The 22,174-nt window shown below is 69.4% G+C and carries 17 protein-coding genes; 1 reads left to right on the top strand and 16 read right to left on the bottom strand.

Going from position 1 to position 22,174, the window contains the following annotated elements; genetic code table 11:
* Positions 1–7: 7 nt before the first annotated feature.
* The 5 genes from I4U41_RS13605 to I4U41_RS13585 form a co-directional block, all read right to left on the bottom strand.
* Entirely contained in the window at positions 8–1,180 is a 1,173-nt protein-coding gene (locus tag I4U41_RS13605) for a methyl-accepting chemotaxis protein (protein WP_206861712.1), read from the bottom strand.
* Positions 1,181–1,546: 366 nt separating this feature from the next.
* Positions 1,547–2,614 (bottom strand): protein-glutamate methylesterase/protein-glutamine glutaminase, encoded by a 1,068-nt coding sequence (locus tag I4U41_RS13600; RefSeq protein ID WP_206861711.1) that lies wholly within the window; start codon positions 2,612–2,614, stop codon positions 1,547–1,549.
* On the bottom strand, positions 2,614–3,216 hold the full coding sequence (cheD, locus tag I4U41_RS13595) for a chemoreceptor glutamine deamidase CheD (RefSeq protein ID WP_206861710.1): 603 nt from the start codon (positions 3,214–3,216) through the stop codon (positions 2,614–2,616). Before cheD ends, I4U41_RS13600 begins: the two co-directional genes overlap by 1 nt.
* A gap of 11 nt (positions 3,217–3,227) precedes the next feature.
* Positions 3,228–4,082 (bottom strand): CheR family methyltransferase, encoded by an 855-nt coding sequence (locus tag I4U41_RS13590; protein WP_206861709.1) that lies wholly within the window; start codon positions 4,080–4,082, stop codon positions 3,228–3,230.
* Between the two features lie 260 nt (positions 4,083–4,342).
* The gene (locus tag I4U41_RS13585) at positions 4,343–7,042 is read right to left on the bottom strand and encodes a methyl-accepting chemotaxis protein (protein WP_305062455.1); all 2,700 of its coding nucleotides are present in this window, start codon (positions 7,040–7,042) and stop codon (positions 4,343–4,345) included.
* Between the two features lie 294 nt (positions 7,043–7,336).
* On the opposite strand from I4U41_RS13585, the gene I4U41_RS13580 reads away from it, so the two are divergent.
* Positions 7,337–7,648, top strand: coding sequence for an energy transducer TonB (locus tag I4U41_RS13580; RefSeq protein ID WP_206861708.1), 312 nt, complete (start codon positions 7,337–7,339; stop codon positions 7,646–7,648).
* A gap of 300 nt (positions 7,649–7,948) precedes the next feature.
* On the opposite strand, the gene I4U41_RS18540 is transcribed toward I4U41_RS13580, so the two are convergent.
* The 11 genes from I4U41_RS18540 to I4U41_RS13525 form a co-directional block, all read right to left on the bottom strand.
* Entirely contained in the window at positions 7,949–10,120 is a 2,172-nt protein-coding gene (locus tag I4U41_RS18540) for a methyl-accepting chemotaxis protein (protein ID WP_305062454.1), read from the bottom strand.
* Between the two features lie 296 nt (positions 10,121–10,416).
* Positions 10,417–12,312: a methyl-accepting chemotaxis protein gene (locus tag I4U41_RS13570; RefSeq protein WP_206861707.1), complete on the bottom strand. Its 1,896-nt coding sequence runs from the start codon at positions 12,310–12,312 to the stop codon at positions 10,417–10,419.
* A 230-nt stretch (positions 12,313–12,542) separates the two neighbouring features.
* The gene (locus tag I4U41_RS13565) at positions 12,543–13,025 is read right to left on the bottom strand and encodes a chemotaxis protein CheW (protein WP_206861706.1); all 483 of its coding nucleotides are present in this window, start codon (positions 13,023–13,025) and stop codon (positions 12,543–12,545) included.
* A 121-nt stretch (positions 13,026–13,146) separates the two neighbouring features.
* Positions 13,147–15,153 (bottom strand): chemotaxis protein CheA, encoded by a 2,007-nt coding sequence (locus I4U41_RS13560; RefSeq protein ID WP_206861705.1) that lies wholly within the window; start codon positions 15,151–15,153, stop codon positions 13,147–13,149.
* 116 nt (positions 15,154–15,269) lie between these two features.
* On the bottom strand, positions 15,270–15,635 hold the full coding sequence (locus I4U41_RS13555) for a response regulator (RefSeq protein ID WP_115844924.1): 366 nt from the start codon (positions 15,633–15,635) through the stop codon (positions 15,270–15,272).
* 45 nt (positions 15,636–15,680) lie between these two features.
* Positions 15,681–15,962, bottom strand: coding sequence for an STAS domain-containing protein (locus I4U41_RS13550; RefSeq protein ID WP_206861704.1), 282 nt, complete (start codon positions 15,960–15,962; stop codon positions 15,681–15,683).
* Positions 15,963–16,261: 299 nt separating this feature from the next.
* Entirely contained in the window at positions 16,262–17,389 is a 1,128-nt protein-coding gene (locus tag I4U41_RS18535) for a chemotaxis protein CheW (protein WP_206861703.1), read from the bottom strand.
* 157 nt (positions 17,390–17,546) lie between these two features.
* A complete protein-coding gene (locus I4U41_RS13540) occupies positions 17,547–18,326 on the bottom strand; it encodes a ParA family protein (protein ID WP_206861702.1) in 780 nt (259 codons plus the stop codon).
* Positions 18,326–19,438 carry a flagellar motor protein MotD gene (gene motD, locus I4U41_RS13535; protein WP_206861701.1) on the bottom strand — a complete coding sequence of 371 codons (1,113 nt, stop codon included), beginning with the start codon at positions 19,436–19,438 and terminating at the stop codon, positions 18,326–18,328. Before motD ends, I4U41_RS13540 begins: the two co-directional genes overlap by 1 nt.
* 16 nt (positions 19,439–19,454) lie before the next feature.
* Complete coding sequence (locus I4U41_RS13530; protein WP_206861700.1) at positions 19,455–20,195, bottom strand: flagellar motor protein; 741 nt, start codon at positions 20,193–20,195, stop codon at positions 19,455–19,457.
* A gap of 141 nt (positions 20,196–20,336) precedes the next feature.
* A complete protein-coding gene (locus I4U41_RS13525) occupies positions 20,337–22,055 on the bottom strand; it encodes a chemotaxis protein CheA (RefSeq protein ID WP_206861699.1) in 1,719 nt (572 codons plus the stop codon).
* Positions 22,056–22,174: the final 119 nt, after the last annotated feature.

Genomic DNA, 22,174 nt, shown 5'->3' with positions numbered 1-22,174 from the left:
TGGAAGGTCAGAAGAGTTCGACGCTACCAGCATCCATCGACTGCTGCATCACGGCCTTGTGAGGCGGACGCTCCCACTCGGACTTCATCTGCGCGATGCGCTGGCCGAGCTGCTGCAGGGCCTGGCGTACTTCGGCGTCGGCGCGGTCGGCGTTGTGCAGCAGCTGGTGCAGGGCGGTGGCCTCGCGGTTGATCGCGCTCAGGCGGTCCAGGTGCGTGGTGGCCGCGCCCAGGGCCTGGGTGGCGATGTCCTCGAACTGCAGCGAACGCACGGCTTCGGCGACGGAGCCGTCGATGGCGCGGCCGCAGTCGGCGATCTCGCGCATGCCGTTGCCTAGGCCGCGGTTGATGCCGTCCACGCGTTCCAGCATCGCGGCGGCTTCGGCGCGGGCGCCGCGGGAGCGGTCCATGTCGCGGGACGCCATCGTGGTGACGGTGTCGCGGACGCGGGCGATGGCGTCCTTGGAGCTGTGCGCGAGCTTGCGGATCTGTTCGTTGAAAGCGGTGGAGCGCTCGGACAGGTTGCGCACCTCGTCGGCGACGACCGCGAAGCCGCGGCCCGCCTCGCCGGCACGCGCCGCTTCGATCGCGGCATTCAGCGCGAGCAGGTTGGTCTGGTCGGCGATCGACTTCACGTCTTCCAGCAGCGCGAAGATGCCGTCCAGGTGATCGGCCATCGCGTCGATGTGCGTGACCGTCGTGGTGCTCTGGCCGCTGACGGCTTCCAGCGCTTCCACCAGCTGTTCCATCTGCTGGCTGGCCTGCAGCGCGAAGCGCGAGACGTCCACGCCGCCGTGTTCGCCGTCGGTGCGGTCGATGATGCGCGAGACCACTTCGCTCTGTTCGCGCGACTTGCGGTTCACCGCCTCGAAGCTGGTGCCGAGCTTGGCGACCGACTCGCGGATCAGCGTGCGGGTGCGCTCGATCTCGCCGCGCGAACCCTGCACTTCGGAATTGACGAAGTTGCGCAGGTCGTCGAGCAGGCGCGTCTGTTCGCGCAGCATCGCCGCATCGTTGTGGCTGGGACGCTGCATCGTCCAGGCAAAGCCCAGCCACGCGAGCGTCATGGCGACCAGCGCGCCCCATTGCACGGCGGAGGGCCAGCCCATCGCTTCGGCGGCGATGAGCAGGGTCGTCAGCGCCACGGGCGCTGCAAGGCGAATCAGTACGCGGGAATCCATCTTCGATCTCACCGAATGGGGCAACTTAGATAACGGCGGGGGTTGCGGGTGCTTTAGAGCGAGGAACGAGGGCAGAGGAGCCAGAAGTGAGTAAAAGCGTCAGTGCGTCACGGTTTTGGTTGGGGCGAAGGTGCGGGCGGTCACTGGGTTCTCGTTTCCCTTCACTCACTCCTCGCCGCGACGTGCGGGCTCCCTCCCCTGCGTGCAGGGGAGGGTCGGGGAGGGGTGACGTGCACGGCGCCGCATCAGTCGGTTGTCGGCTCCTGCAACCCGGGTAAGCGAAGCACACCCGGGGTCGAACGTCGCGGCGACCTGTTTCCCGGGTGCGGCCTGCGGCCTTACCCGGGCTACAAACGCAGGCGTTCGTTACTCGTGCGCGGTGCCCGACAACAACTTCTGCGCGACCAGCGACAGCGGCACGGTTTCCTGCGCCGCGCCGAGTGCGACCGCCGCGCCGGGCATGCCCCAGACGACGCTGCTGGCCTCGTCCTGCGCGATCGTCGCCGCGCCGGCCTTGCGCAAGGCGAGCAGGCCACGCGCGCCGTCGTCGCCCATGCCGGTCAGCAGGGCGGCGCTGGCGTTGGCGCCGACGTGTTCGGCCACCGAATCGAACAGCGCGTCCACGCTGGGACGATGACGGCGCACCGGATCGTCGTCGCCGAGCCGGCAATGCCAGCGCGCACCGCTGCGGAACACGCGCAGGTGACGACCGCCCGGTGCGACGTACGCATGCCCCGGCAGCAGTTCCTGGTCGCGTTCGACGTGGATCACCGTCATGCGGCTGTGCCGATCAAGCCGATCGGCGAAGGGCGCGCTGAATGCGCCCGGGATGTGCTGCGCGATCACCGTCGCCGGCGCATCGGCCGGCATCTGCGAGAGCACTTCGCGGATCGCCTCGGTGCCGCCGGTGGAGGCGCCGATCGCGATCAGCCGGTGCGTCGTGCGATACGCCACCGCCGGCATCGCCGACGCCTCGGCGACGCGGGCCGGCGAGGGCGGCACCACGCGCGCCTTCGCGGCCTGCTTGACCTTCTCGATCAGCAGCCCGGCGTATTCGGTCAGCCCGCGCGCGACGTCGAGCTTGGGCTTGGCGATGAAATCCACCGCGCCCAGCGCGAGCGCGTCCAGCGTCACCTGCGCGCCGCGCTCGGTCAGCGTGGAGACCATCACCACCGGCATGGGCCTGAGGCGCATCAGGTTGCGCAGGAAGGTCAGGCCGTCCATGCGCGGCATCTCGACGTCGAGCGTGAGCACGTCGGGTTCGAGCTGCTTGATCTTGTCGCGCGCGATGTACGGATCGGCCGCGCTGCCGACGACCTGGATGCCCGGATCGGCCTCCAGCAATTGCGTCATCAACTGGCGCACCAGCGCCGAGTCGTCGACCACGAGCACGCGGATGGGACCGCGTGCGGGAGTACGTACGGCCGCGTTCATCAGAACAACTCCACGCTGCCGCTGGCGACCGGCTCGCGGGCGAGGCGACCGTAGTAGGCGCGTTCGGCGTCGACGATCACGTCGTTGCGTGCCGACGGCAGGCGCTTGACCAGCGTGCGCCCGGTCTGCGCGAAGAAGCAGACCTTGCGCGGGTGGATGTCGCCCAGGTCCTGCGCCATCACCGGGATGCGCTCGGCGGTGAGGTATTCCAGCACGAAGCTCGCGTTGCGCGTGCCGATCGGATCGCTGTAGAAGCCCGACAGCACGTTGCCGCCGCCGAACACCTTCGCCATCAGCCGCGCACGGCGCGCGCCTCGCTTGAGCAGGTCGTTGATCAGCAGTTCCATCGCGTGCGCGCCGTAGCGCGAGGACACCGAGCCCGCTTCGCCGCCGGGCAGCATGAAGTGGTTCATGCCGCCGACCTGCAGCATCGGGTCGTACAGGCACGCGGCCACGCACGAGCCCAGCAGCGTGACCAGCGCGATCGGGCGATCGGTGACGCGGTAATCGGCCGGAAGCAGCTTGATCGCCTCGGTCTGCAGCACCGGATCGAAATAGCTGCCCGGCTCGATCGCGGGACGGGCGGGAATGGCGGCGTTCATGGTCGCTGCGTCTATCGGCGGGGGTCGGTGCGGGAGGCGGGGCGGTAGGTGGTCCGGCCGCAGGGCGTGATCAGGTCGTGCGCGTGGCCGAAGCTTTCCGAATGCCCGGCGAAGAGCAGGCCATCGGACGCGATCAGCGGTGCGATGCGCGTGAGCACCTGGTACTGCGTGGCCTTGTCGAAATAGATCATCACGTTGCGGCAGAACACCGCGTCGAAACCGCCGCGTAGGCCGTAGTCGGCATCGAGCAGGTTGAGCGGGCGGAATTCGATCAGCGCCTGCAGCTCCGGCTTGACCCGGCACAGCCCCGCGTTGGGCCCGTCGCCGCGCTGGAAGAACTGGCGGCGCCGTTGCAGCGACAGCGCGTTGATGCGCTCCACCGGATACACGCCGCGCGCGGCGGTCTGCAGCACGTTGGTGTCGATGTCGGTGGCCAGGATGCGCACCGGCGGCGTCATCGTGCCGTACGCCTCGCAGGCGGTGATCGCCAGCGTGTACGGCTCCTCGCCGGTGGAGGCGGCGTTGCACCAGATCGACGCGCCGTCGCGGCAATGCGCGCGCAGGTGGTCGGCGAGCAGGTCGAAGTGGTGCGACTCGCGGAAGAACGAGGTGAGGTTGGTGGTGAGCGCGTTGATGAAGCCCTGCAGCTCGGCGTCGGGATCGGCCTCGACGTAGTCGAGGTAATCGCCGAAGCGTTCCATGTCCAGCGCACGCACGCGCCGCGCGAGGCGGCTGTAGACCATGTCGCGCTTGTGCGGGTGCAGGTGGATGCCGGCGTGGTCGCGGATCATCCGGCAGACGCGGCGGAAGTCGCGTTCGTCGAAGGTGAACTCGCGGTCGTCGGAGGTGCGCGGGGAAGGACGCATGGGGCCAGGGGCGAGTGAGGAGGAACGAGGGTGAGGAGTGAGAAGCGAGTGCTTCGGTTCGCTGGGCGCCCGCCTTGGCTTCTTGCTCCCTCCCCTGCTTGCAGGGGAGGGTTGGGGAGGGGTGAAGTGCACAGCGCGGTTACGCCAGTGCACTTGCATTGAGCTCGGCGCTCTCGCGCCTCACGACCCCCTCCCAACCTCCCCCTGCAAGCAGGGAGAGGAGCTCACCCCGAAGGGAGAGGGCTTCACGGCAATACGGCTCAGAACTCCTGCCAATCCCCATCCGCATTCGCCGCCGCCGTGGCGCGCACCTTGCGCGTTGCGGGCTTGGCGGGCGATGCGGAAGCGGCCGGCGCGGCGGGCTTGGCGCGCGGCGGCTTGGCCGCCGGCATCTCCACCACCGTCGCCTGCGCGGCGCGTGCGGCCTGCGTGGCACTGGCCTGCGCGAGGCGGAACACCGCGACGGTCTGCACCAGCTGCTCGGACTGCTGTTCCAGGCTGCGCGCGGCGGCCGACGCCTGTTCGACCAGCGCCGCGTTCTGCTGCGTGCCCTCGTCCATCTGCGTGATCGCGTTGTTGACCTGCTCGATGCCCGAGCTCTGTTCCTGCGACGCCGCCGAGATGTCGGCGATGATGTCGGTGACCTTCTTCACGCTGGTCACGATCTCGTGCATCGTGCGGCCGGCCTGGTCGACCAGCTGGCTGCCTTCCTCGACCTTGCCGACCGAGTCGGTGATCAGCTGCTTGATCTCCTTCGCCGCATTCGCCGAACGCTGCGCGAGCGAGCGCACTTCGGCGGCCACCACCGCGAAACCACGGCCCTGTTCGCCGGCGCGTGCGGCTTCCACCGCCGCGTTCAGCGCCAGGATGTTGGTCTGGAAGGCGATGCCGTCGATCACGCCGATGATGTCGGCGATCTTCTTCGACGACTGGTTGATCGCGTTCATCGTCTCGACCACTTCGCCCACCACCGTGCCGCCCTGGCCGGCGACTTCGGCCGCGCTCTGCGCCAGCTGGTTGGCCTGGCGCGCGTTGTCGGCGTTCTGGCGCACCGTGCTGGTGAGCTCTTCCATCGACGAGGCGGTTTCTTCCAGCGACGCCGCCTGCTGCTCGGTGCGCTGCGACAGGTCGTTGTTGCCGGCGGCGATTTCCGCCGCGGCCGAGCTGATCGCATCCGAACCCTGGCGGATCTGGCCGACGATCTGCGCGAGCTGGTCGACGGTGCGGTTCGCATCGCCGGCGAGGCGGCCGAACTGGCCCGGCAGTTCCACTTCGACGCGGCGGTTCAGGTCGCCGTCGGCGACCGCCGACAGCAGCGTGCCGACTTCGTGCAGGCCTTCCTCGGCGGTGGCCATCAGCTGGTTCAGCGACTGCACCACGTCGTGGTAGACGAACTCGAACGCCGACGCATCGCCGCGACGGCTGAAATCGCCCGCGACGGCGGCGTCGACCAGCGTCTTGATCTCGGCGTTGATCGCGTTCATGCCGCTCTTCACCGAATCCACGGCGTCGGTGATGCGCGCCTTCTGGCCCGGCAGGCGGTCCATGTCGCGCGACAGGTCGCCGCGCGCGTAGGCGGCGACGATCTCGATCGCGCGGGTATTCACCTGGATGTGCGAATCCACCAGCGTGTTCACTTCGCCGGCCATCTGGCCGTAGGCGCCGGGGAAGTCGTCGCTTTGCAGGCGGCGGTCGATCTCGCCGGCCTGGTGCGCTTCGAACAGTTCACGCTGCGCGCCCGCGAAGTTGCGCAGCGTGTTGATGGCGCGTTCCAGCCCGCGCGCGATGTCGCGCACTTCGTCGCGGCTGTCCACGCGCACCGCGTCGGGGAATTCGCCGCGTGCGAGCAGATCGGAGGCGTCCTGCACTTCCTTCAGCGCGGCGCGCGTGCTGCGGCTGAAGCCGAGGAACAGGTAGGTCGCCAGCGCGAGGATCAGGATGCACGAGCCCAGCGTCCACGCGGTGCGCTGTTGCAGGCGCGAGATTTCCGTCGAGGCGGCGTGGTCGAGCGAGGCGTTCGCGGCCGACAGCGCGGAGGCGAGCGCAAGGCGCGTGGCCTCGGTGCGCGCGGCCATGATCTTCACCGGCAGCACCGGCGTTTCGGCGTCGAGGATGTGCTTCTGGATGTCGGCGTTCTGCTTGGCGACCGCATCGAGCGCCTTGCGGAACGGCGCGCCGATGGTCGCGGCCAGCTCGGCCATTTCCTCTTCGGCGTCCTTGATCTCGATTTCCGAACGCGTGCGCACGTAGTCCTGCATGTTGCGCGAGACAGCCAGGCCGGTGCGGTCGTCGACCCAGATCGCGCCGTCGCCCAGCACGCGCAACGCGGTGGCGCTCTGCTGCTGGGTGTATTCGGCCAGCGTCGGCACCCACACGGTCGCGGCGCGGCCCATGTAGAGCACGGCGGGGTTCTGGGCCTGCGCCAGGCCGGTTTCGTCGGCGATCAGGCCGTGCACTTCGCCCAGCTTGCGCACCGCGACACCGTGGTCGGTCGCGGCGGCGGCCGAATCGCCGTGTTCGCCGTTGGCCTTGTCCCACGCGGCGCGGGCGTCCTTCAGCGCGGCCGGCAGGGCCGACGCGGGCAGGTTGCGCGCCTGCCAGGCAGTGAGCGCGTCGAGTTCGCGCGCGACCTGCGCGGCCGATTCCTGCAGCGCCTGGTCGGACACCTCGTCCTTGGCGAACTTGCGCACGACCTGCAGCTCGTGCTGCTGGATCGCCAGCATCGCGCGATGCAGGTGGCCCAGGCCCACGACCGCGTCGCGTTGCTTCGTCGCGGCGCTGACCTCGGCGTTGGAACGCACCACGAGGATGCCGGCCAGTACGCCGCAGGTGAGCATGAAGGCCGCGCCGATGACGATGGCCTTCTGGTTGAAGCGCAACTGCGACATCAGGCGGGTGGCCGGACCCAGGAAGCGGTCCAGCAGGGTGGCCGACGGCCGACGGTGTGCAAGGGTGGACATGGATCCTCTCGTGCGGAACGGACCCTTTCGGGTCGACATCCGTTGCATCGGCGCGGGGGAGGGAAACTTTAGGTGAGGGACTTTGCGGGTCCGGCCCTTACCCGGTGCGAGGGCGCACGGCTCCTGTAGCGGGTAAGCGAAGCGCACCCGGGGGCGCGTCTGCGGTGGCGTTGCCCCGGGTGCGGCCTGCGGCCTTGCCCGGGCTGCAACCGCCCGGAATTCGAGGGCTAAAGATTCCGCGGAACCGGCCGATGACCCCGGTGTCGCCAGACACCATCCCCAAGGAGCCATCCCATGCGCCGTTCCCTCCTCACCGCCGCCGGCATCGCCGTGCTGGCCCTGTCCTTCGCCGCCCCGGCCTCGGCCGACCTCAAGCCGATCAAGCGCGTCGAGCCGCAGTACCCGGCCGAAGCGGCCCGTGCCGGCACCCAGGGCTTCGTCGAAGTCGAATTCACCGTGGACCCGGCCGGCAAGGTCGCCAGCGTCTCGGTCGTCAACGCCAAGCCGGCCCGCGTGTTCGAGCAGTCGGCCGTGCGCGCCGTGAAGCAGTGGGAGTTCGCTCCGGGCGGCGGCAAGGGCAAGGTGCGCCTGGACTTCTCGCTGTAAGCACCGCTGCATCCGCCATCGCGGGGAGGAAGACGCGCCGGAGACGGCGCGTTTTTCTTTTGTGGGGCGCAGGGAGGCCGATGTTGCTCTTGTAGCCCGGGTAAGCGAAGCGCACCCGGGGATCGCCAAGAGAATGGCCGCTTTATCGATGCAACGCGCTGCGGCGCGGTCATCGCAACCACAACTGAATTACACAATGGCGCGGTGCGCTTCGCTTACCCGGGCTACAACAGCGCGACGGCGTCGTCGCACCGCTTGCCCCGACCCTCACCCACAACCCTCTCCCGGAGGGAGAGGGGCTTACCGCCGCCGCGCGATCCGCGCCAGCTCCGTATCTACCGTCGCACCCGCTGCTGCACCCGATCGCGACAGCCGGAACACCGCCACCGTTTCCACCAGCTCGGCGGCCTGCTGCTCCAGGCTGCGCGCCGCGGCGGAGGCCTGCTCGACCAGCGCGGCGTTCTGCTGCGTGCCCTCGTCCATCTGCGTGATCGCGCCGTTGACCTGCTCGATGCCCGCGCTCTGCTCGCGCGAGGCGGCGGAGATGTCGGCGATGATGTCGCTGACCTTCTTCACGCTGGTCACGATGTCCTCCATCGTGCGCCCCGCCTGGTCGACCAGCTGCGTGCCCTGCTGCACTTCCACCACCGAATCGGTGATCAGCTGCTTGATTTCCTTGGCCGCATTCGCCGAACGCTGCGCGAGCGAACGCACTTCGCCGGCGACCACCGCGAAGCCGCGGCCCTGTTCGCCGGCGCGCGCGGCTTCCACCGCGGCGTTCAGCGCCAGGATGTTGGTCTGGAACGCGATGCCGTCGATCACGCCGATGATGTCGCCGATGCGGCGCGAGGATTCGCTGATCGCGCTCATCGTGCGCACCACGCGGTGCACGATCGCGCCGCCCTGCGAGGCCACTTCCGCCGCATCGCGCGCCAGGCCGTCCGCCTGCAGCGCGTTGTCGGCGTTCTGGCGCACGGTGGAGGTGAGTTCCTCCATCGACGAGGCGGTTTCCTCCAGCGACGCCGCCTGCGACTCGGTGCGCTGCGAGAGGTCGTGGTTGCCCGCGGCGATTTCCGCCGCCGCGCTGCCGACCGCGTCCGAACCTTCGCGGATGCGGCCGACGATCTGCTCGAGGCGGTCGACCGTCTCGTTCGCGTCCACGCTCATGCGCGCGAACACGCCGCGGAAATCGCCGTGCATGCGCTGGGCGAGATCGCCCTTCGCCACGCCCTGCAGCAGCGTGGACAGCGCGGAGAGGTTCTCGTCGGCGGTGGCCATCAGGCGGTTGAGCGTGTCGACCATCGCGCGGAAATCGTGGTCGAAGCGCGACGCGTCGCCGCGCGCGGCGAAATCGCCGTCGGCCGCGGCGGCGGCGAGGCGGCGGATCTCGCCGTTGATCGCGCGCAGGTTCGCCTTCACCGAATCCATCGTCCGCGTCAGCACGGCCTTCTCGCCGGGCAGGCGGTCCATGTCCTGCGAGAGGTCGCCGATCGCGTAGCGTTCCATGATCTGCAACGCGCGCTGGATCGAATCGATGTGCGAGGCGACCAGCCCGTTAGTCTCGCGCACCATGCGGCCGTACGCACCGGGGAAGGCGGATTCGTCGATGCGGAAGCTGATCTGGCCTTCGTCGTGTCGGCGCGCCATTTCGCCCTGCGCGCTGGAATAGTCCTCCAGCCGGCGGCACATGCGCTCCAGCGCCTGCTGCAGCTGGCCGATCTCGTCGCGCTGTTCGGTGTGGATGACCAGGTCGAAGCGGCCGTCGGCCACCGCCTGCGCGGCCTCCGTCGCGCCGCGCACCGAGGCGGCGATGCTGCGCGCGATCACCAGGCACAGCACGATCACCGCGGCCAGCGCGATCGCCGCCGCCACCAGCAGCATGCCGGCGAAGCGCCACGCGCGCGCGGCGATGTCGTCGGTGTATTCGCCGCTGCCGACCACCCAGCCCCAGCGCGGCAGGTGCTCGACGTAGGAGATCTTCAGCACCGGTCCTTCGACGCCCGGCTTGGCCCACTGGTAATCGACGAAGCCGCCGCCGTCGCGCGCGACCTTCACCATCTCCACGAAGATGTGCTTGCCGTCGGGGCTGACGTAATCGGTGAGGTCCTTGCCGACGAGCTGCTTCTGGTGCGGGTGCATGAGCATGCGCGGATGCTCGTCGTTGACCCACAGGTAATCGGTGCCGTCGCGGCTGCGCAGCGTGGAGAGCACCAGCAGCGCCTCGCGCCGCGCGACGTCGTCGGCGAGCTTTCCGGCCTGCGCCAGGTCGGCGTAGCGCCGCACCACGGTCATGGCGGCGGCGACGCGCGTGTGCAGGCGGGCGCGCTCGTCGGCGATCTGGCCGGTGTAGTTGCGCTGCACCGCGATGCCGGTGAGCACGACCAGCCCGAGCGCGAGCACCGCGATCATCCACGCGAAGCGCGCGCGCAGGGAGAGGGAGGAGAAACGGAAAATCGAAAGGACGTTCGGCATGGGGCACCGCGACAGGGACTCGACGCGGAAGCGCGTCTTGCCGTCGTTATCGGCGCCGCGCGTTTTTGATTCAGATCGAAGTTGCGGTATTTGCCGGGATTTATTGCTGAATGGGGGAAGTGGGATGTCGGTCACTTGTGGCGAGGTGATGCGGCTTTCGTAGCGGCTTTCGTAGCCCGGGTAAGCGAAGCGCACCCGGGGTCACGCGTCTCCGGCGGCGTTGCCCCGGGTGCGGCCTGCGGCCTTACCCGGGCTACAAGAGCTGCAGTCGCATCGCTGCATTGATCGGGAGGGGCTCAATCGTTCGCCGGCAACCGCGACGGCACCTGCCGCAGCGTCCCCATCGTCCGCGCGTCATCGCGCACACCGCCCGACCCCTCGTTCGCAGCCACCCGCCGCGCATCGCTCGACCCCAGCCGGAACGCCGCCACCGTCTGCATCAGCCGCGCGGCCTGTTCCTCCATGCTGCGCGCGGCGGCGGAGGCCTCCTCGACCAGCGCGGCGTTGCGTTGCGTGCTCTCGTCCATCTGCGCGACGGCCTGGTTGACCTGCTCGATGCCCGCGCTCTGTTCCTGCGAGGCCGCGCTGATCCGCGCGACGATCTCGCCCACGCGCTTCACGCTGCCGACGATCTCGTCCATCGTGCCGCCCGCGCCGCGCACCAGCCGCGTGCCGGTGTCCACGCGCTCGCTCGAATCGCCGATGAGGTGCTTGATCTCCTTCGCCGCGTTCGCCGAACGCTGCGCGAGCGAACGCACTTCGCTGGCGACAACCGCGAAGCCGCGGCCCTGTTCGCCTGCGCGCGCCGCTTCCACCGCGGCGTTCAGCGCGAGGATGTTGGTCTGGAACGCGATGCCGTCGATCACGCCGATGATGTCGGCGATCTTCTTCGACGAGTCGCTGATCTGCGACATGGTGGCGATCACCTCGCGCACCGCCTCGCCGCCGCGCGCGGCGATCTGGGTGGCGCCGATCGCCAGCTGGTTGGCCTGGCGCGCGTTGTCGGCGTTCTGGCGCACGGTGTGGGTCAGCTCGTCCATCGACGAGGCGGTTTCCTCCAGCGACGCCGCCTGCGATTCGGTGCGCTGCGACAGGTCGCTGTTGCCCGACGCGATCTCGCGCGCGCCCAGGCCGATCGTGTCGGCGGCGAGCCTGATCTGCCCGAGGATGCCGGCCATCGTGTCCACCAGCGCGTTGATGCCTTCGCACAGCTGCGCGATCGAGCCGGACTTGTCGGCCATGTCGATGCGGCGGGTGAGGTCGCCCGCCTGCGCGGCGCCGACCACTTCGTGCGTCTGTTCGACCGCGCGCTGCAGCGCCTGGGTGTCGCGCACCTGCGTGGTGATGTCGGTGGCGTACTTCACGACCTTCACGACCCGGCCGTTCATGTCGAGGATCGGGTTGTACGACGCCTGGATCCACACCTCGCGCCCGCCCTTGCCCAGGCGGCGGTACACGCCGGCGTCGTATTCGCCGCGGCCGAGCTTGTCCCAGAAGCCGCGATATTCCGCGCTGTGGCGATACGCCTCCTCGGCGAACATCGAGTGATGCCGGCCGCGCACGTCGTCCAGCGCATAGCCCATCACCGCGAGGAAGTTGTCGTTCGCCGCGAGGATGGTGCCGGTGAGGTCGAACTCGATCACCGCCTGCGACTTGCCGATCGCCGCCAGCTGGCCGGCGGAATCGGCCGCCTGCATCTTCTGCGCGGTGATGTCGGTGGCGAACTTCACCACCTTGCGCGCACGTCCCGCGCGGTCGAACACGGGGTTGTACGACGCCTGGATCCAGATTTCGCGGCCGTCCCTGCCGAGGCGCCGGTACTGGCCGGCATCGAACTCGCCGCGCGCGAGCCGCGCCCAGAACGCGCGGTACTCCTCGCTCTTCGCATGCGCCGGATCGACGAACATCGAATGGTGGCGGCCCCGGATCTCGTCGAGCCGATACCCCAGCGTGCCCAGGAAGTTCTCGTTGGCGTGGACGATGGTGCCGTCGAGATCGAACTCGATCACCGCCTGCACGCGGTCGATCGCGGCGATGCGGCCCTCCAGGTCGGCGACGTGCGCGTCCTGGATGCGGTCGTCGGCGGCGGGGGAGAAGAGGGCAGCCAGGCGGCGCCAGAACGGCGCGGGCGTGGCGGCGCGGCGCGACAGGGGACGGTCGGCGAAGGCGGCCGGGGTCCTTGCGGTGTCCATCGATGTGGTCCTCGGGTGTCGTCAAATCGAAGACGCCGCGTGCGATGCGGCGTCCATCACTACGCTGATTCGTGACTCACGAAAGATCGCCCGGGGGGACGGCGGACCTTGGGTGCGACTACAACTGCGCTGGCTTGGCGGATGCGCTCCGCCTGGCGTGCGTTTGCGGAAACCCCGATGCCGCGCGCGATGTGCGCCCGCGGCGACCGGTTACTGCTTCGATGTTGCGATCAGGCGGCGTCCGCGTGAGAGACCAGGCCCATTTCCGCGCTGGTCATCAGCCTCTCGATCTCCAGCAGGATCAGCATGCGCTCGCCGTGCGTGCCGATGCCGGTGATGAACTGGCGGTCGATCGTCGCGCCGATTTCCGGCACCGGGCGGATCTGCTCGGCCTCCAGGCGGACCACGTCGGAGACGCTGTCCACGACCATGCCCACGACGCGGTCGGCGACGTTGAGCACGATCATCACCGTGAGCGCGTTGTATTCGGCCTTCGCGAGGCGGAACTTCAGGCGCATGTCGATGACCGGCACGATGGTGCCGCGCAGGTTGATCACGCCCTTGATGTAGTCGGGCGCGTCGGGCAGGCGGGTGACGGTGTCGTAGCCGCGGATTTCCTGGACTTTCAGGATCTCCACGCCGTACTCCTCCTCGCCCAGGGCGAAGGTGAGGTACTCGTCGGCCGATTCGATGGTGGCGGTGATGTCGTTCATGTCGGGCTCTCGCTGGTTCTTTTGTAGCCCGGGTAAGCGCAGCGCACCCGGGTATTGCGTTTGTTGGGGCGTGCACCCCGGGTGCGGCCTGCGGCCTTGCCCGGGCTGCAACATCGGGCGGTCAAGCCGCCTGCGGCATCCGCTGCGCCTGCACCAGCCCGCCGACATCGACGATCAGCGCGACGCGCCCGTCGCCGAGGATCGTCGCGCCGGAAATGCCCTGCACGCGGCGGTAGTTCGCTTCCAGGTTCTTCACCACCACCTGCTGCTGGCCGAGCAGTTCGTCGACTTCCAGCGACAGGCGCTGGCCGTCGGCTTCGACCACCACCGCGATTCCGTTGCCCGGATTCGCGCCGGCATGCGCGTGGGCGGACGCGCCGGCGGACAGGCCGTACTGCGAGGCCAGGTCGATCAGCGGCAGGTAGTCCTCGCGCACGCGCAGCACGCGCGCCTCGCCGGCGATGGTGCGTACATCCCCCGCGGCCGGCTGCAGCGATTCGATCACCGAATTCAGCGGCAGGATGAAGACTTCGCCTCCGACCGCGACGGTCATGCCGTCGAGGATCGCCAGCGTCAGCGGCAGGCGGATCGACACCGTGGTGCCGGCGCCCTTCTTCGACCGGATCTCGACCTGGCCGCCGAGCGCGGCGATGTTCTTCTTCACCACGTCCATGCCGACGCCGCGACCGGACAGGTCGGTGAGCTGTTCGGCGGTGGAGAAGCCCGGATGGAATACGAGGTCCCACACCTGCGCGTCGGTCGGGTTGTCGCCGATGGGCAGGTTGCGTTCGGCGGCCTTGCGCAGGATGCGCTCGCGATCCAGGCCGCGGCCGTCGTCGCTGATCTCGATGACGATGTGCCCGCCCTGGTGCTGCGCGTTGAGCGAGATCGTGCCGGTCTCGTCCTTGCCGGCCGCGCGGCGCTCGGCAGGCAGCTCCAGGCCGTGGTCGATGGCGTTGCGCACCAGGTGCACGAGCGGATCGACGATCTTCTCGATCACGCCCTTGTCCAGCTCGGTGGCTTCACCGCTGGTGCGCAGGCGCACCTTCTTGTCCAGGCGCGCGGCGAGGTCGCGGACCATGCGCGGGAAGCGGCTGAAGGCGAATTCCACCGGCAGCATGCGCACGCCCATCACCGCTTCCTGCAGGTCGCGGGTGTTGCGGTCGAGCTGTTCCAGGCCCGACAGCAGCAGTTCGTTGGCGACCGGGTCCAGCTGCGTGGAGCGCTGGCGCAGCATCGCCTGGGTGATGACGAGCTCGCCCACCAGGTTGATCAGCGCGTCGACCTTGTTGACGGCGACGCGGATGGACGAGTCGGCGGCGTCGCCCGCGCCGGCCTTGCGCGCGTCGTTGCCGCCGTTGCGCGTGTCGATCGCGACGACGTTGTCGGGCGTTTCCGGCAGCGGCGACGGCGGCGGCGCGACGGCGGACGTGGCCGGAATGCCTTCGATGGCGAGTTCGCACTGGTCCTCGACCCACGCGAACGCGTCGTCGATCGCGCTGCGCGGCACGCTGCCGGGCAGCATCAGGTCCCAGGCGAGGTAGGCCTCGTACGGATCGAGTTCGGAGAACTTCGGCAGCGTGTTGTCGAGCGCGGTGACGCCCAGTTCGCCGTGGCTGGACAGCTCGCGCAGGATGCGCAGCGGATCGTTGCCGGACAGGAACATCGACGGCGCCGGCTTGAAGCCGATGCGCCATTCGGCGATTTCCGGCGCCTTCGCTTCGGTCTTCGCGGCGGACGCGACTTCGCGGCCCATCATCTTCGCCAGGCCGTCGTGCGCGCGCTTGAGATTCGCCTCGTCGATCGCATCGCCGTGTTCGGCCGCGCCGAGCAGGCCGCGCAGCGCATCGCCGGCGACCAGCAGCGCGCCGATCGCATCGGCGTCGAGCTGGCGGCGGCCGCTGCGCGCTTCGTCCAGCAGCGTTTCAAGCTGGTGGGTCAGTTCGCTGATCGCGGTGAAGCCGAACGTCGCCGCGCCGCCCTTGATCGAATGCGCGGCGCGGAAGACGACGTTGATGGTCTCGCCGTCTGCCGAACCGGACTCCATCGCGAGCAGGCCCGCTTCCATGGCGTCCAGGTTTTCGCGGCTTTCCTCGAAGAAGGCGGCGTGGAAGCGGGTGATGTCCATGGGCGAGTGATGAGTGAGTAGGAACGGGAAACGAGAGGGAAGGGCGCGGCGGTGGTGGGTCGAATCAACTAGCGCAACTGGCCAGGTTCTGGGTCCTCACCACTCGTTCCTCGCTTTCAGCCCAGGACCTTGCGGACCGTCGCCAGCAGCTGTTCCGGATCGAACGGCTTGACCAGCCAGCCGGTCGCGCCGGCGGCCTTGCCTTCGGCCTTCTTGTCGCCGCCGGATTCCGTGGTGAGCATCAGCAGCGGGGTGAAGCGGTAGTCGGGCAGCTGGCGCAGCTGGCGGATCAGTTCGATGCCGTCCATGCGCGGCATGTTCACGTCGGTCACCACGGCGTCGAAACGCTGGGTCTTGGCGACGTCGAGCGCGGCCTGGCCGTCCTCGGCTTCGCGCACGTTGAAGCCGCCGCCGGTGAGGGCGAAGGCGACCATCTGCCGCATGGAGGTGGAGTCGTCGACGATCAGCAGGTTCTTGGACATCGTGGCCGGCTTCTGTTGGAAGTGAAAGGAGAGGTGGGGATGGGGTCAGGCGGTCGGCGCGTCGACGCCGAGGCTCTTGGCGAGCGCGAGCTGGCGCGCGGCGTCGGCGAGCACCGGCGATGCGCCGGTCACGACGGTGGCGAGGCCAAGCGCGGCGCGTTCGCGCACGAAGGCATGGAGCATCTGCAGCCCGGCCGTGTGCACGCGCTCGACGGCGTCGCCGGTGAGCGAAAGCGGTTCGGCGTCCTCCAGGTGCGGGCGCAGCGCGGCCTGCAGGTCGGCGACGTGTTCGATGCCGAGGTCGGAGGGAAGGGGCAGTGCGTTCATGGCTGTGTGCGGTTCGCCGTGGTCATTCGAATGGGATAACGGCGGGGGTTGGGAGGACTTGAGTGCGTGGCGTGGCGGGCGTTTGTAGCCCGGGTAAGCGAAGCGCACCCGGGAACATCGTCTCCGGCGCCGTTGCCCCGGGTGCGGCCTTCGGCCTTACCCGGGCTACAAGAGCCGCTTCGATCGGACGCACCGCTGCCATCCATGGCGGGACGCTTCAGCTCCCGGAACGCCCGGCCCGTCCATCCATGGCCGGTCGTTCGTCTCGACGCGCGCCAGTGGCGCGCAAGCGTCGCTCCTCACCCGAACAAGGCATTGGCGTCCAGCAGCACCGTCGGCTTCGCCACCACGCGCGCGACACCCACGATCGCCCGCGACGGCGACGCCATCAGCGGCGGTTCGATGCGATCGGGGCCGAGCGTCACCACGTCGTCGACCGCGCTGACCAGTGCGCCGATCAGTTCGTTGTCGCGTTCGACCACGACGATGCGCGCGCGCTCGTCGGGCGTGACGCGGCCGGTGCCGAGCCACAGCCCCAGGTCGAACACCGGCACGATCCGCCCGCGCAGGTTCATCGCGCCGAGCACCGACGGCGCCGCGCCACGCATGGCGACGATGGGCGCGGTGCGGCCGACTTCCTGCACGCGCAGCAGTTCGATCGCGTAGCTGTCCTCGCCCACGGCGACGCGCAGCCAGCGGTGCGTGGTGGTGACCGACGGCGGCAACGCGGGCGGGGTGAATTCGACCGGACGCAGGCCGGTGCGGGCGTCGGGTTGCGCGCTGGTGGGGCGGTGGGCGGGTGGTTGCGGGGGTGTTGCGGGCGCGGGTGCGGCGATGGGAGCGGAAGCCGGTATCGACGCCGAAGCAGAAGCCGCGGCGCTCGACATGGACGGCGCAGCCGGTGCGGCCATGGCCGCGGCGAACAGCGGATCGGAGTCGAGTTCGGCGAGCAGCCCGGGATCGATCTGCGGCGCGGCGACGTCCGGCGCAGCGAACAAGGGGTCGGAGTCGAGCTCGGCGAGCAGGCCTGGATCGATCTGCGACGCCGCGACTTCGGGCGCAGCGAACAGCGGATCGGAGTCCAGTTCGGCGAGCAACCCCGGATCGATCCGCGACGTGGCCGGACTTGCCGGAGCATTCGTCGCGAACAACGGATCGGAGTCCAGTTCGGCAAGCAGACCCGCGTCGATCAACGTCGTCGAAACGTCGTCGTGAGCTGCAGCCTCAACGCTCCCTCCCCTGCCTGCAGGCGAGGGTTGGGGAGGGGTGACGTCCACAGCGCGGTCGTGCCCGGAGCCCGGCACCTGCGCGCCGCGTAGCTGTCCGGCGAACAACGGATCGGAGTCCAATTCCGCAAGCAACCCCGCATCGATCACCGACGGCGCAGCGTTGCCGTCAGCGACAGCCTCACCGCTCGCCAGCGCCATCACCGGCGCATTCGCCGCCACAGGCGCAGGCGCCACCGCATCGACCGTGAGGTCGAGCAGTTCGTCGAGGTAGGCGTCGAGGGCGGGATGGTTCATGTCGGTTCCGTTACGGGCGCATCGCCGCGCGCGAAGGCGGCAACGCAGGGCCCTGCAAATCTCAAGCCGCTTCCTTGTGCTGATCGCCGGCGGCTTCCTGCTCCAGCAGCCACTTCAATGCGCGCCGGTACATGTCGACGCCGCGACCGTCCGGCGGATCGGCCTTCACCAGCGAGGCCGCATCGCGCAGGCGCGTGTCCATCGGCACGGCGTGCGTCCAGACGCGGTCGCCGTAGCGGTCCTGCAACTCGTACAGGCTCGCCACGCCCGTGCGCGTGCGGCGGTCGAACAGCGTCGGCAGCACGTGGCGCGGCAGCGGGCGGCGGCGCGAACGCTCGACCATCTCCGCCGTGCGCAGCATGTCGGCCAGGCCGTGCAGCGCGAGCGGGTCGGTCTGCGTCGGCACGATCAGGCGATCGGCCGCCGCCAGCGCGTTGACCATCAGCAGGCCGAGCGTGGGCGGGCAGTCCATCAGCACGTAGTCGTAGACCTCGCGCACGGTGTGCAACGCGCGACCGAGCGCCAGGCCCAGGCCCGGCTGCGTCGCGCCGCGGCGTTCCAGCGTCGCCAGCGCGGCCTGCGCGGCGACGACCTGCAGGTCGGGCACGTGCGTGTAGCGCGCCAGTTCGAGCAGCCCGGCACCGCTGCCGCTGAACAGGTCGTGGGTGCCGGATGGCGGCGGATCGGCGGGGATCTCGAAGGCGCGCGTCAGCGACGCGTGCGGATCGAGGTCGAGCAGCAGCACGCGGTTTCCCGCGGTCGCGAGGCCGCGTGCAAGCAACAGCGACGTCGTGGTCTTGCCGACGCCGCCCTTCTGGTTGGCGATTGCCCAGGCGCGCATCAGCCCGCTCCCGGTTGGGTGGTGGTGGAATTCGTTCGTGCCGCCGCCGCACGCGCGGCGTCGGCGGCGGTGCGATCGGTTTCGGCGGCGATGCCGTCGTTCCCCGCGCCATGCGCGCGCGCGGCGGCCGCGGCGGCGCCCGGCGCCTTCGCGGCGGGGTAGAGGTCGGCGGCGACGTCGTCGGCCGTGTCGTCATCAGCCGCGTCGTCGTCCATGGCGATCGTCGGCGGCGAGCGGTCCTCGACCGCGTCAGGGCCCTGCGGACTGGCGAGGATCACCAGCAGCACGCGGCGGTTCGCGTTGCGGCCTTCGGGCGTGGCGTTGTCGGCGACCGGCTGGTATTCGCCGTAGCCGACCACCGCGAGGCGCGCCGGCGAAATGCCCGCCTGCGCCATCACGTGGACGATGCTCGCCGCGCGCGCGGTCGACAGTTCCCAGTTCGACGGGAACTGCGCCGTCGCGATCGGCATGTTGTCGGTGTAACCCTCCACGCGCAGCGCGTTGGGCTCGTCGGCCAGCACGGTGGCGATGCGGCGCACGGTGTCGACCGCGCGCGGGTTGGGCACCGCGACGCCGCTGGCGAAGAGGATGTCGCTCTGGATCTCGACTTCCAGGAAGTTGTAGCTGCGCCGCACGGTGACCAGCTTCTGCTTCACCAGTTCCGACAGCGCCTCCTGGATGCGCCGGCCGATCGAATGCAGCTGCGCGCCCTGCGCCGACTCGCGTTCGCTCACCTGGCGCGCGGCCTCCTTCGCGCTGCCGCTGGCGCCGAAGGTCGGCATGTCGAGCACCTGCTTCATGCGCGGCGAGGCGATGGGCGTGGACGAGGACGGCCCGGATTTCGAACCCGGCGTCACCAGCGAGGGACGATCGAACGCCGAACCGCGCAGCTGGTGCATGCCCAGCTGGATCGGCGTCACCGTGCGCGGCGGTCCGCCGAACGCGGACGACAGCGCATCGGCCAGCACGCGGTACTTGCCCTCGTTGATCGAGGAAATCGCGTACATCACCACGAAGAAGGCGAGCAGCAGCGTGATCAGGTCGCCATAGGGGATCGCCCACGCTTCGTGGTTGGCGTGCTCCTCGTGCTGGTGTCGGCGGCGACCGGCCATGATCGTGCGCGCTCCGTCAGACCACGAAGCCGTTGAGCCGCGCTTCGATGTTGCGCGGGTTCTCGCCCTGGGCGATGCCGATGAGGCCTTCGATGATCATCTCGCGCTCGTCGGCCTGCTGGTTGATCAGGCCCTTCAGCTTGGCCGCGATCGGCAGCAGCATCAGGTTCGCAAGGCCGATGCCGTAGATCGTCGCGGTGAACGCGGCGGCGATGCCGTGGCCGAGCTTGCTCGGGTCGGCGAGGTTCTTCATCACCGCCATCAGGCCGAGCACCGCGCCGATGATGCCCAGCGTCGGCGAATAGATGCCGGCGCCCTCGAACACCTTCGCCGCGGCGAGGTCGCGCTGCGACTGGCCGTGCAGTTCGATCTCCAGCATCTGCCGGATCGATTCGGGCTCCACGCCGTCGACCACCATCTGCAGGCCCTTGCGCACGAACGGATCGTCCTGCGCCTGCACTTCCGCTTCCAGGCCGAGCAGGCCCTGGCGGCGCGCGACGGTGGACCACTCGACCAGGCGCGCGATCATCGCCGGACGGTCCTGCACCGGCGGGCGGAACACCCAGCGCACGATCGCCAGCGCACGCTTGAACGTCGCCATCGGCGTCTGCACCAGGATCGCCGCGCACGTGCCCAGGATCACGATGACGAACGCCGCCGGCGACCACAGGCCGGAGAGGCCTGCGCCCTTCAGGATGCTGCCGCCGACCAGGGCGACCAGCGCGAGTACGATGCCGATGACGGAGAGTCTGTCCATGGGTCGATGGTCCTGGCTCAGGAACGAGGGAAGAGCAGCGGGAAACGAGCAGGGACGTCAGCGCTCACTCGTGTCTCGTTCCTGTTCACCCGTTCCTAGTTCTTAACGGTTGCCGCCTGCCCGACTTGAGCCGGCCTGCCTTCACTCGTTCCTGGTTCCCCGGCCTTCGTTCCTGGCCCGCAGGCCGGTCCTGAGCAGCGCGTCGACATCCAGGATCAGCGCCATGCGGCCGTCGCCGACCAGGCTGGCGCCGGCGTAACCGGCCAGGCCGCGCAGCGTGCGGGGCAGGGCCTTGATGACCACTTCCTCGCGACCGCGCACGCGATCCACCGTCAGGCAGAAGCGCGAATCGCCCGACTGCAGCACCACGCAGGTCGTCGCCGCGCCGGGTTCCGGCGGCAGGCCGAGCCAGGTGCGCAGCTCGATCAGCGGCAGCGGTTCGTCGCGCAGGTCGAGCATGCGCTGGCCGTCGACCCACAGCGGTTCGATGCGCTCGTGCGCGAGCACTTCGACCACGCGCACCAGCGGCAGCGCGTAGACGTCCTCGTCCAGTTCGATCAGCAGCGTCGGCAGGATCGCCAGCGTCAGCGGCACGCGGATCGCGAAGCGCGAACCGCGCCCGACCTCCGAATGGATCTGCACCTGGCCGGACAGTTCGCGGATCTTCGACTGCACCACGTCCATGCCGACGCCGCGCCCGGACAGGTCGCTGACTTCGCTGCGCGTGGAGAAGCCGGCCATGAAGATCAGGTTGAGGCATTCGTCCGAGGTCAGCCGCGCGGCGGCATCGGAATCGATCAGGCCCTTCCTGATTGCGCTGCGGCGGATCTTTTCCGGATCGATGCCGGCGCCGTCGTCGCTGACTTCGATCGAGACATGGTCGCCTTCCTGCTGCGCCGACAGGCGCACGATGCCCTGTTCGGGCTTGCCGGCGGCGCGGCGCGCCTCGGGCGATTCGATGCCGTGGTCGATCGCGTTGCGCACCAGGTGCACGAGCGGATCGGCCAGCGCTTCGACGAGGTTGCGGTCCAGTTCGGTTTCCGCGCCGATGATCTCCAGTTCGACCGACTTCTTCACCTGCCGCGCGACGTCGCGCGCGAGCTTGGGGAAGCGCGCGAACACGCGTCCGACCGGCTGCATGCGCACCATCATCACCGCCGATTGCAAACGCGAGGTGGCGACGTCGAGCGCGGTCACGGCGCGGTCGAGGTCCTCGTCGCGCAGGCGCGGGCGGATGGTCTTCAGGCGGTTGCGCGCGAGCACCAGTTCGCCGACCAGGTCGACCATGGCGTCCAGGCGGCGCACGTCGACGCGGACGGTGGGGTCTTCGGCGGCTTTTGAAGGAGCCGCGGCTTTTGCTCCTCCCGCTGCCTGCGGGGAGAGATGGGGAGGAGGTGAAGTCCGTGCGATTGCGTCGCCCGCAGGGGCCGGCTTCGCGACCGGCTTCGCCGAAATCGTCGGCACGTGCGTGACGAAACCCTTCGCGCCGTCGCGCAATGACTGCAGCAACCCGGCCGGTGCGTGTTCGGGTTCCTCGCCGTTCGACACGGCCGCGAGCATGTCCACCAGCAGGTCCAGCGACTGCTGCGCACCGTCGAACGCGTCCGCGTCCATCGGCACGGTGCCGTCGCGCGCGACGTTGAGGCGATCCTCCACCGCGTGGCAGATCTCCACCATCGGGCCGAAGTCGAGGAAGCCCGCGCCGCCCTTGATGGTGTGGAAACCGCGGAACACGGCGTTGAGCGCGTCGCGATCGGTCGGCGCGTGTTCCAGCGCGACCATCTGCTCGCCGAGCTGGTCGAGGATCTCGCGCGCTTCGATCAGGAAGTCGGCGGCGATGTCGTTGGCGATGGCGCTCATGAGCAGGAAACGAGAGGAGAGGGGTGAGGAACGAGTGACGCGGTCACGCGGAGCCCGGCGTTGGTAGCCCGGGTAAGCCAAGCGCACCCGGGGTTTGCGGCGCCGGAGACGTTGCCCCG

The organism is Lysobacter changpingensis (assembly GCF_017308985.1).
Classification (GTDB): Bacteria; Pseudomonadota; Gammaproteobacteria; order Xanthomonadales; family Xanthomonadaceae; genus Lysobacter_J; species Lysobacter_J changpingensis.
This window is presented reverse-complemented; position numbering and strand designations above follow the sequence as displayed.

What these genes read in the sequence shown, in the direction of transcription:
- I4U41_RS13605 (WP_206861712.1), bottom strand. Translation starts at nt 1,180, where the DNA reads ATGGATTCCCGCGTACTGATTCGCCTTGCAGCGCCCGTGGCGCTGACG.
- I4U41_RS13600 (WP_206861711.1), bottom strand. Translation starts at nt 2,614, where the DNA reads ATGAACGCGGCCGTACGTACTCCCGCACGCGGTCCCATCCGCGTGCTC.
- cheD (WP_206861710.1), bottom strand. Translation starts at nt 3,216, where the DNA reads ATGAACGCCGCCATTCCCGCCCGTCCCGCGATCGAGCCGGGCAGCTAT.
- I4U41_RS13590 (WP_206861709.1), bottom strand. Translation starts at nt 4,082, where the DNA reads ATGCGTCCTTCCCCGCGCACCTCCGACGACCGCGAGTTCACCTTCGAC.
- I4U41_RS13585 (WP_305062455.1), bottom strand. Translation starts at nt 7,042, where the DNA reads ATGTCCACCCTTGCACACCGTCGGCCGTCGGCCACCCTGCTGGACCGC.
- I4U41_RS13580 (WP_206861708.1), top strand. Translation starts at nt 7,337, where the DNA reads ATGCGCCGTTCCCTCCTCACCGCCGCCGGCATCGCCGTGCTGGCCCTG.
- I4U41_RS18540 (WP_305062454.1), bottom strand. Translation starts at nt 10,120, where the DNA reads ATGCCGAACGTCCTTTCGATTTTCCGTTTCTCCTCCCTCTCCCTGCGC.
- I4U41_RS13570 (WP_206861707.1), bottom strand. Translation starts at nt 12,312, where the DNA reads ATGGACACCGCAAGGACCCCGGCCGCCTTCGCCGACCGTCCCCTGTCG.
- I4U41_RS13565 (WP_206861706.1), bottom strand. Translation starts at nt 13,025, where the DNA reads ATGAACGACATCACCGCCACCATCGAATCGGCCGACGAGTACCTCACC.
- I4U41_RS13560 (WP_206861705.1), bottom strand. Translation starts at nt 15,153, where the DNA reads ATGGACATCACCCGCTTCCACGCCGCCTTCTTCGAGGAAAGCCGCGAA.
- I4U41_RS13555 (WP_115844924.1), bottom strand. Translation starts at nt 15,635, where the DNA reads ATGTCCAAGAACCTGCTGATCGTCGACGACTCCACCTCCATGCGGCAG.
- I4U41_RS13550 (WP_206861704.1), bottom strand. Translation starts at nt 15,962, where the DNA reads ATGAACGCACTGCCCCTTCCCTCCGACCTCGGCATCGAACACGTCGCC.
- I4U41_RS18535 (WP_206861703.1), bottom strand. Translation starts at nt 17,389, where the DNA reads ATGGCGCTGGCGAGCGGTGAGGCTGTCGCTGACGGCAACGCTGCGCCG.
- I4U41_RS13540 (WP_206861702.1), bottom strand. Translation starts at nt 18,326, where the DNA reads ATGCGCGCCTGGGCAATCGCCAACCAGAAGGGCGGCGTCGGCAAGACC.
- motD (WP_206861701.1), bottom strand. Translation starts at nt 19,438, where the DNA reads ATGGCCGGTCGCCGCCGACACCAGCACGAGGAGCACGCCAACCACGAA.
- I4U41_RS13530 (WP_206861700.1), bottom strand. Translation starts at nt 20,195, where the DNA reads ATGGACAGACTCTCCGTCATCGGCATCGTACTCGCGCTGGTCGCCCTG.
- I4U41_RS13525 (WP_206861699.1), bottom strand. Translation starts at nt 22,055, where the DNA reads ATGAGCGCCATCGCCAACGACATCGCCGCCGACTTCCTGATCGAAGCG.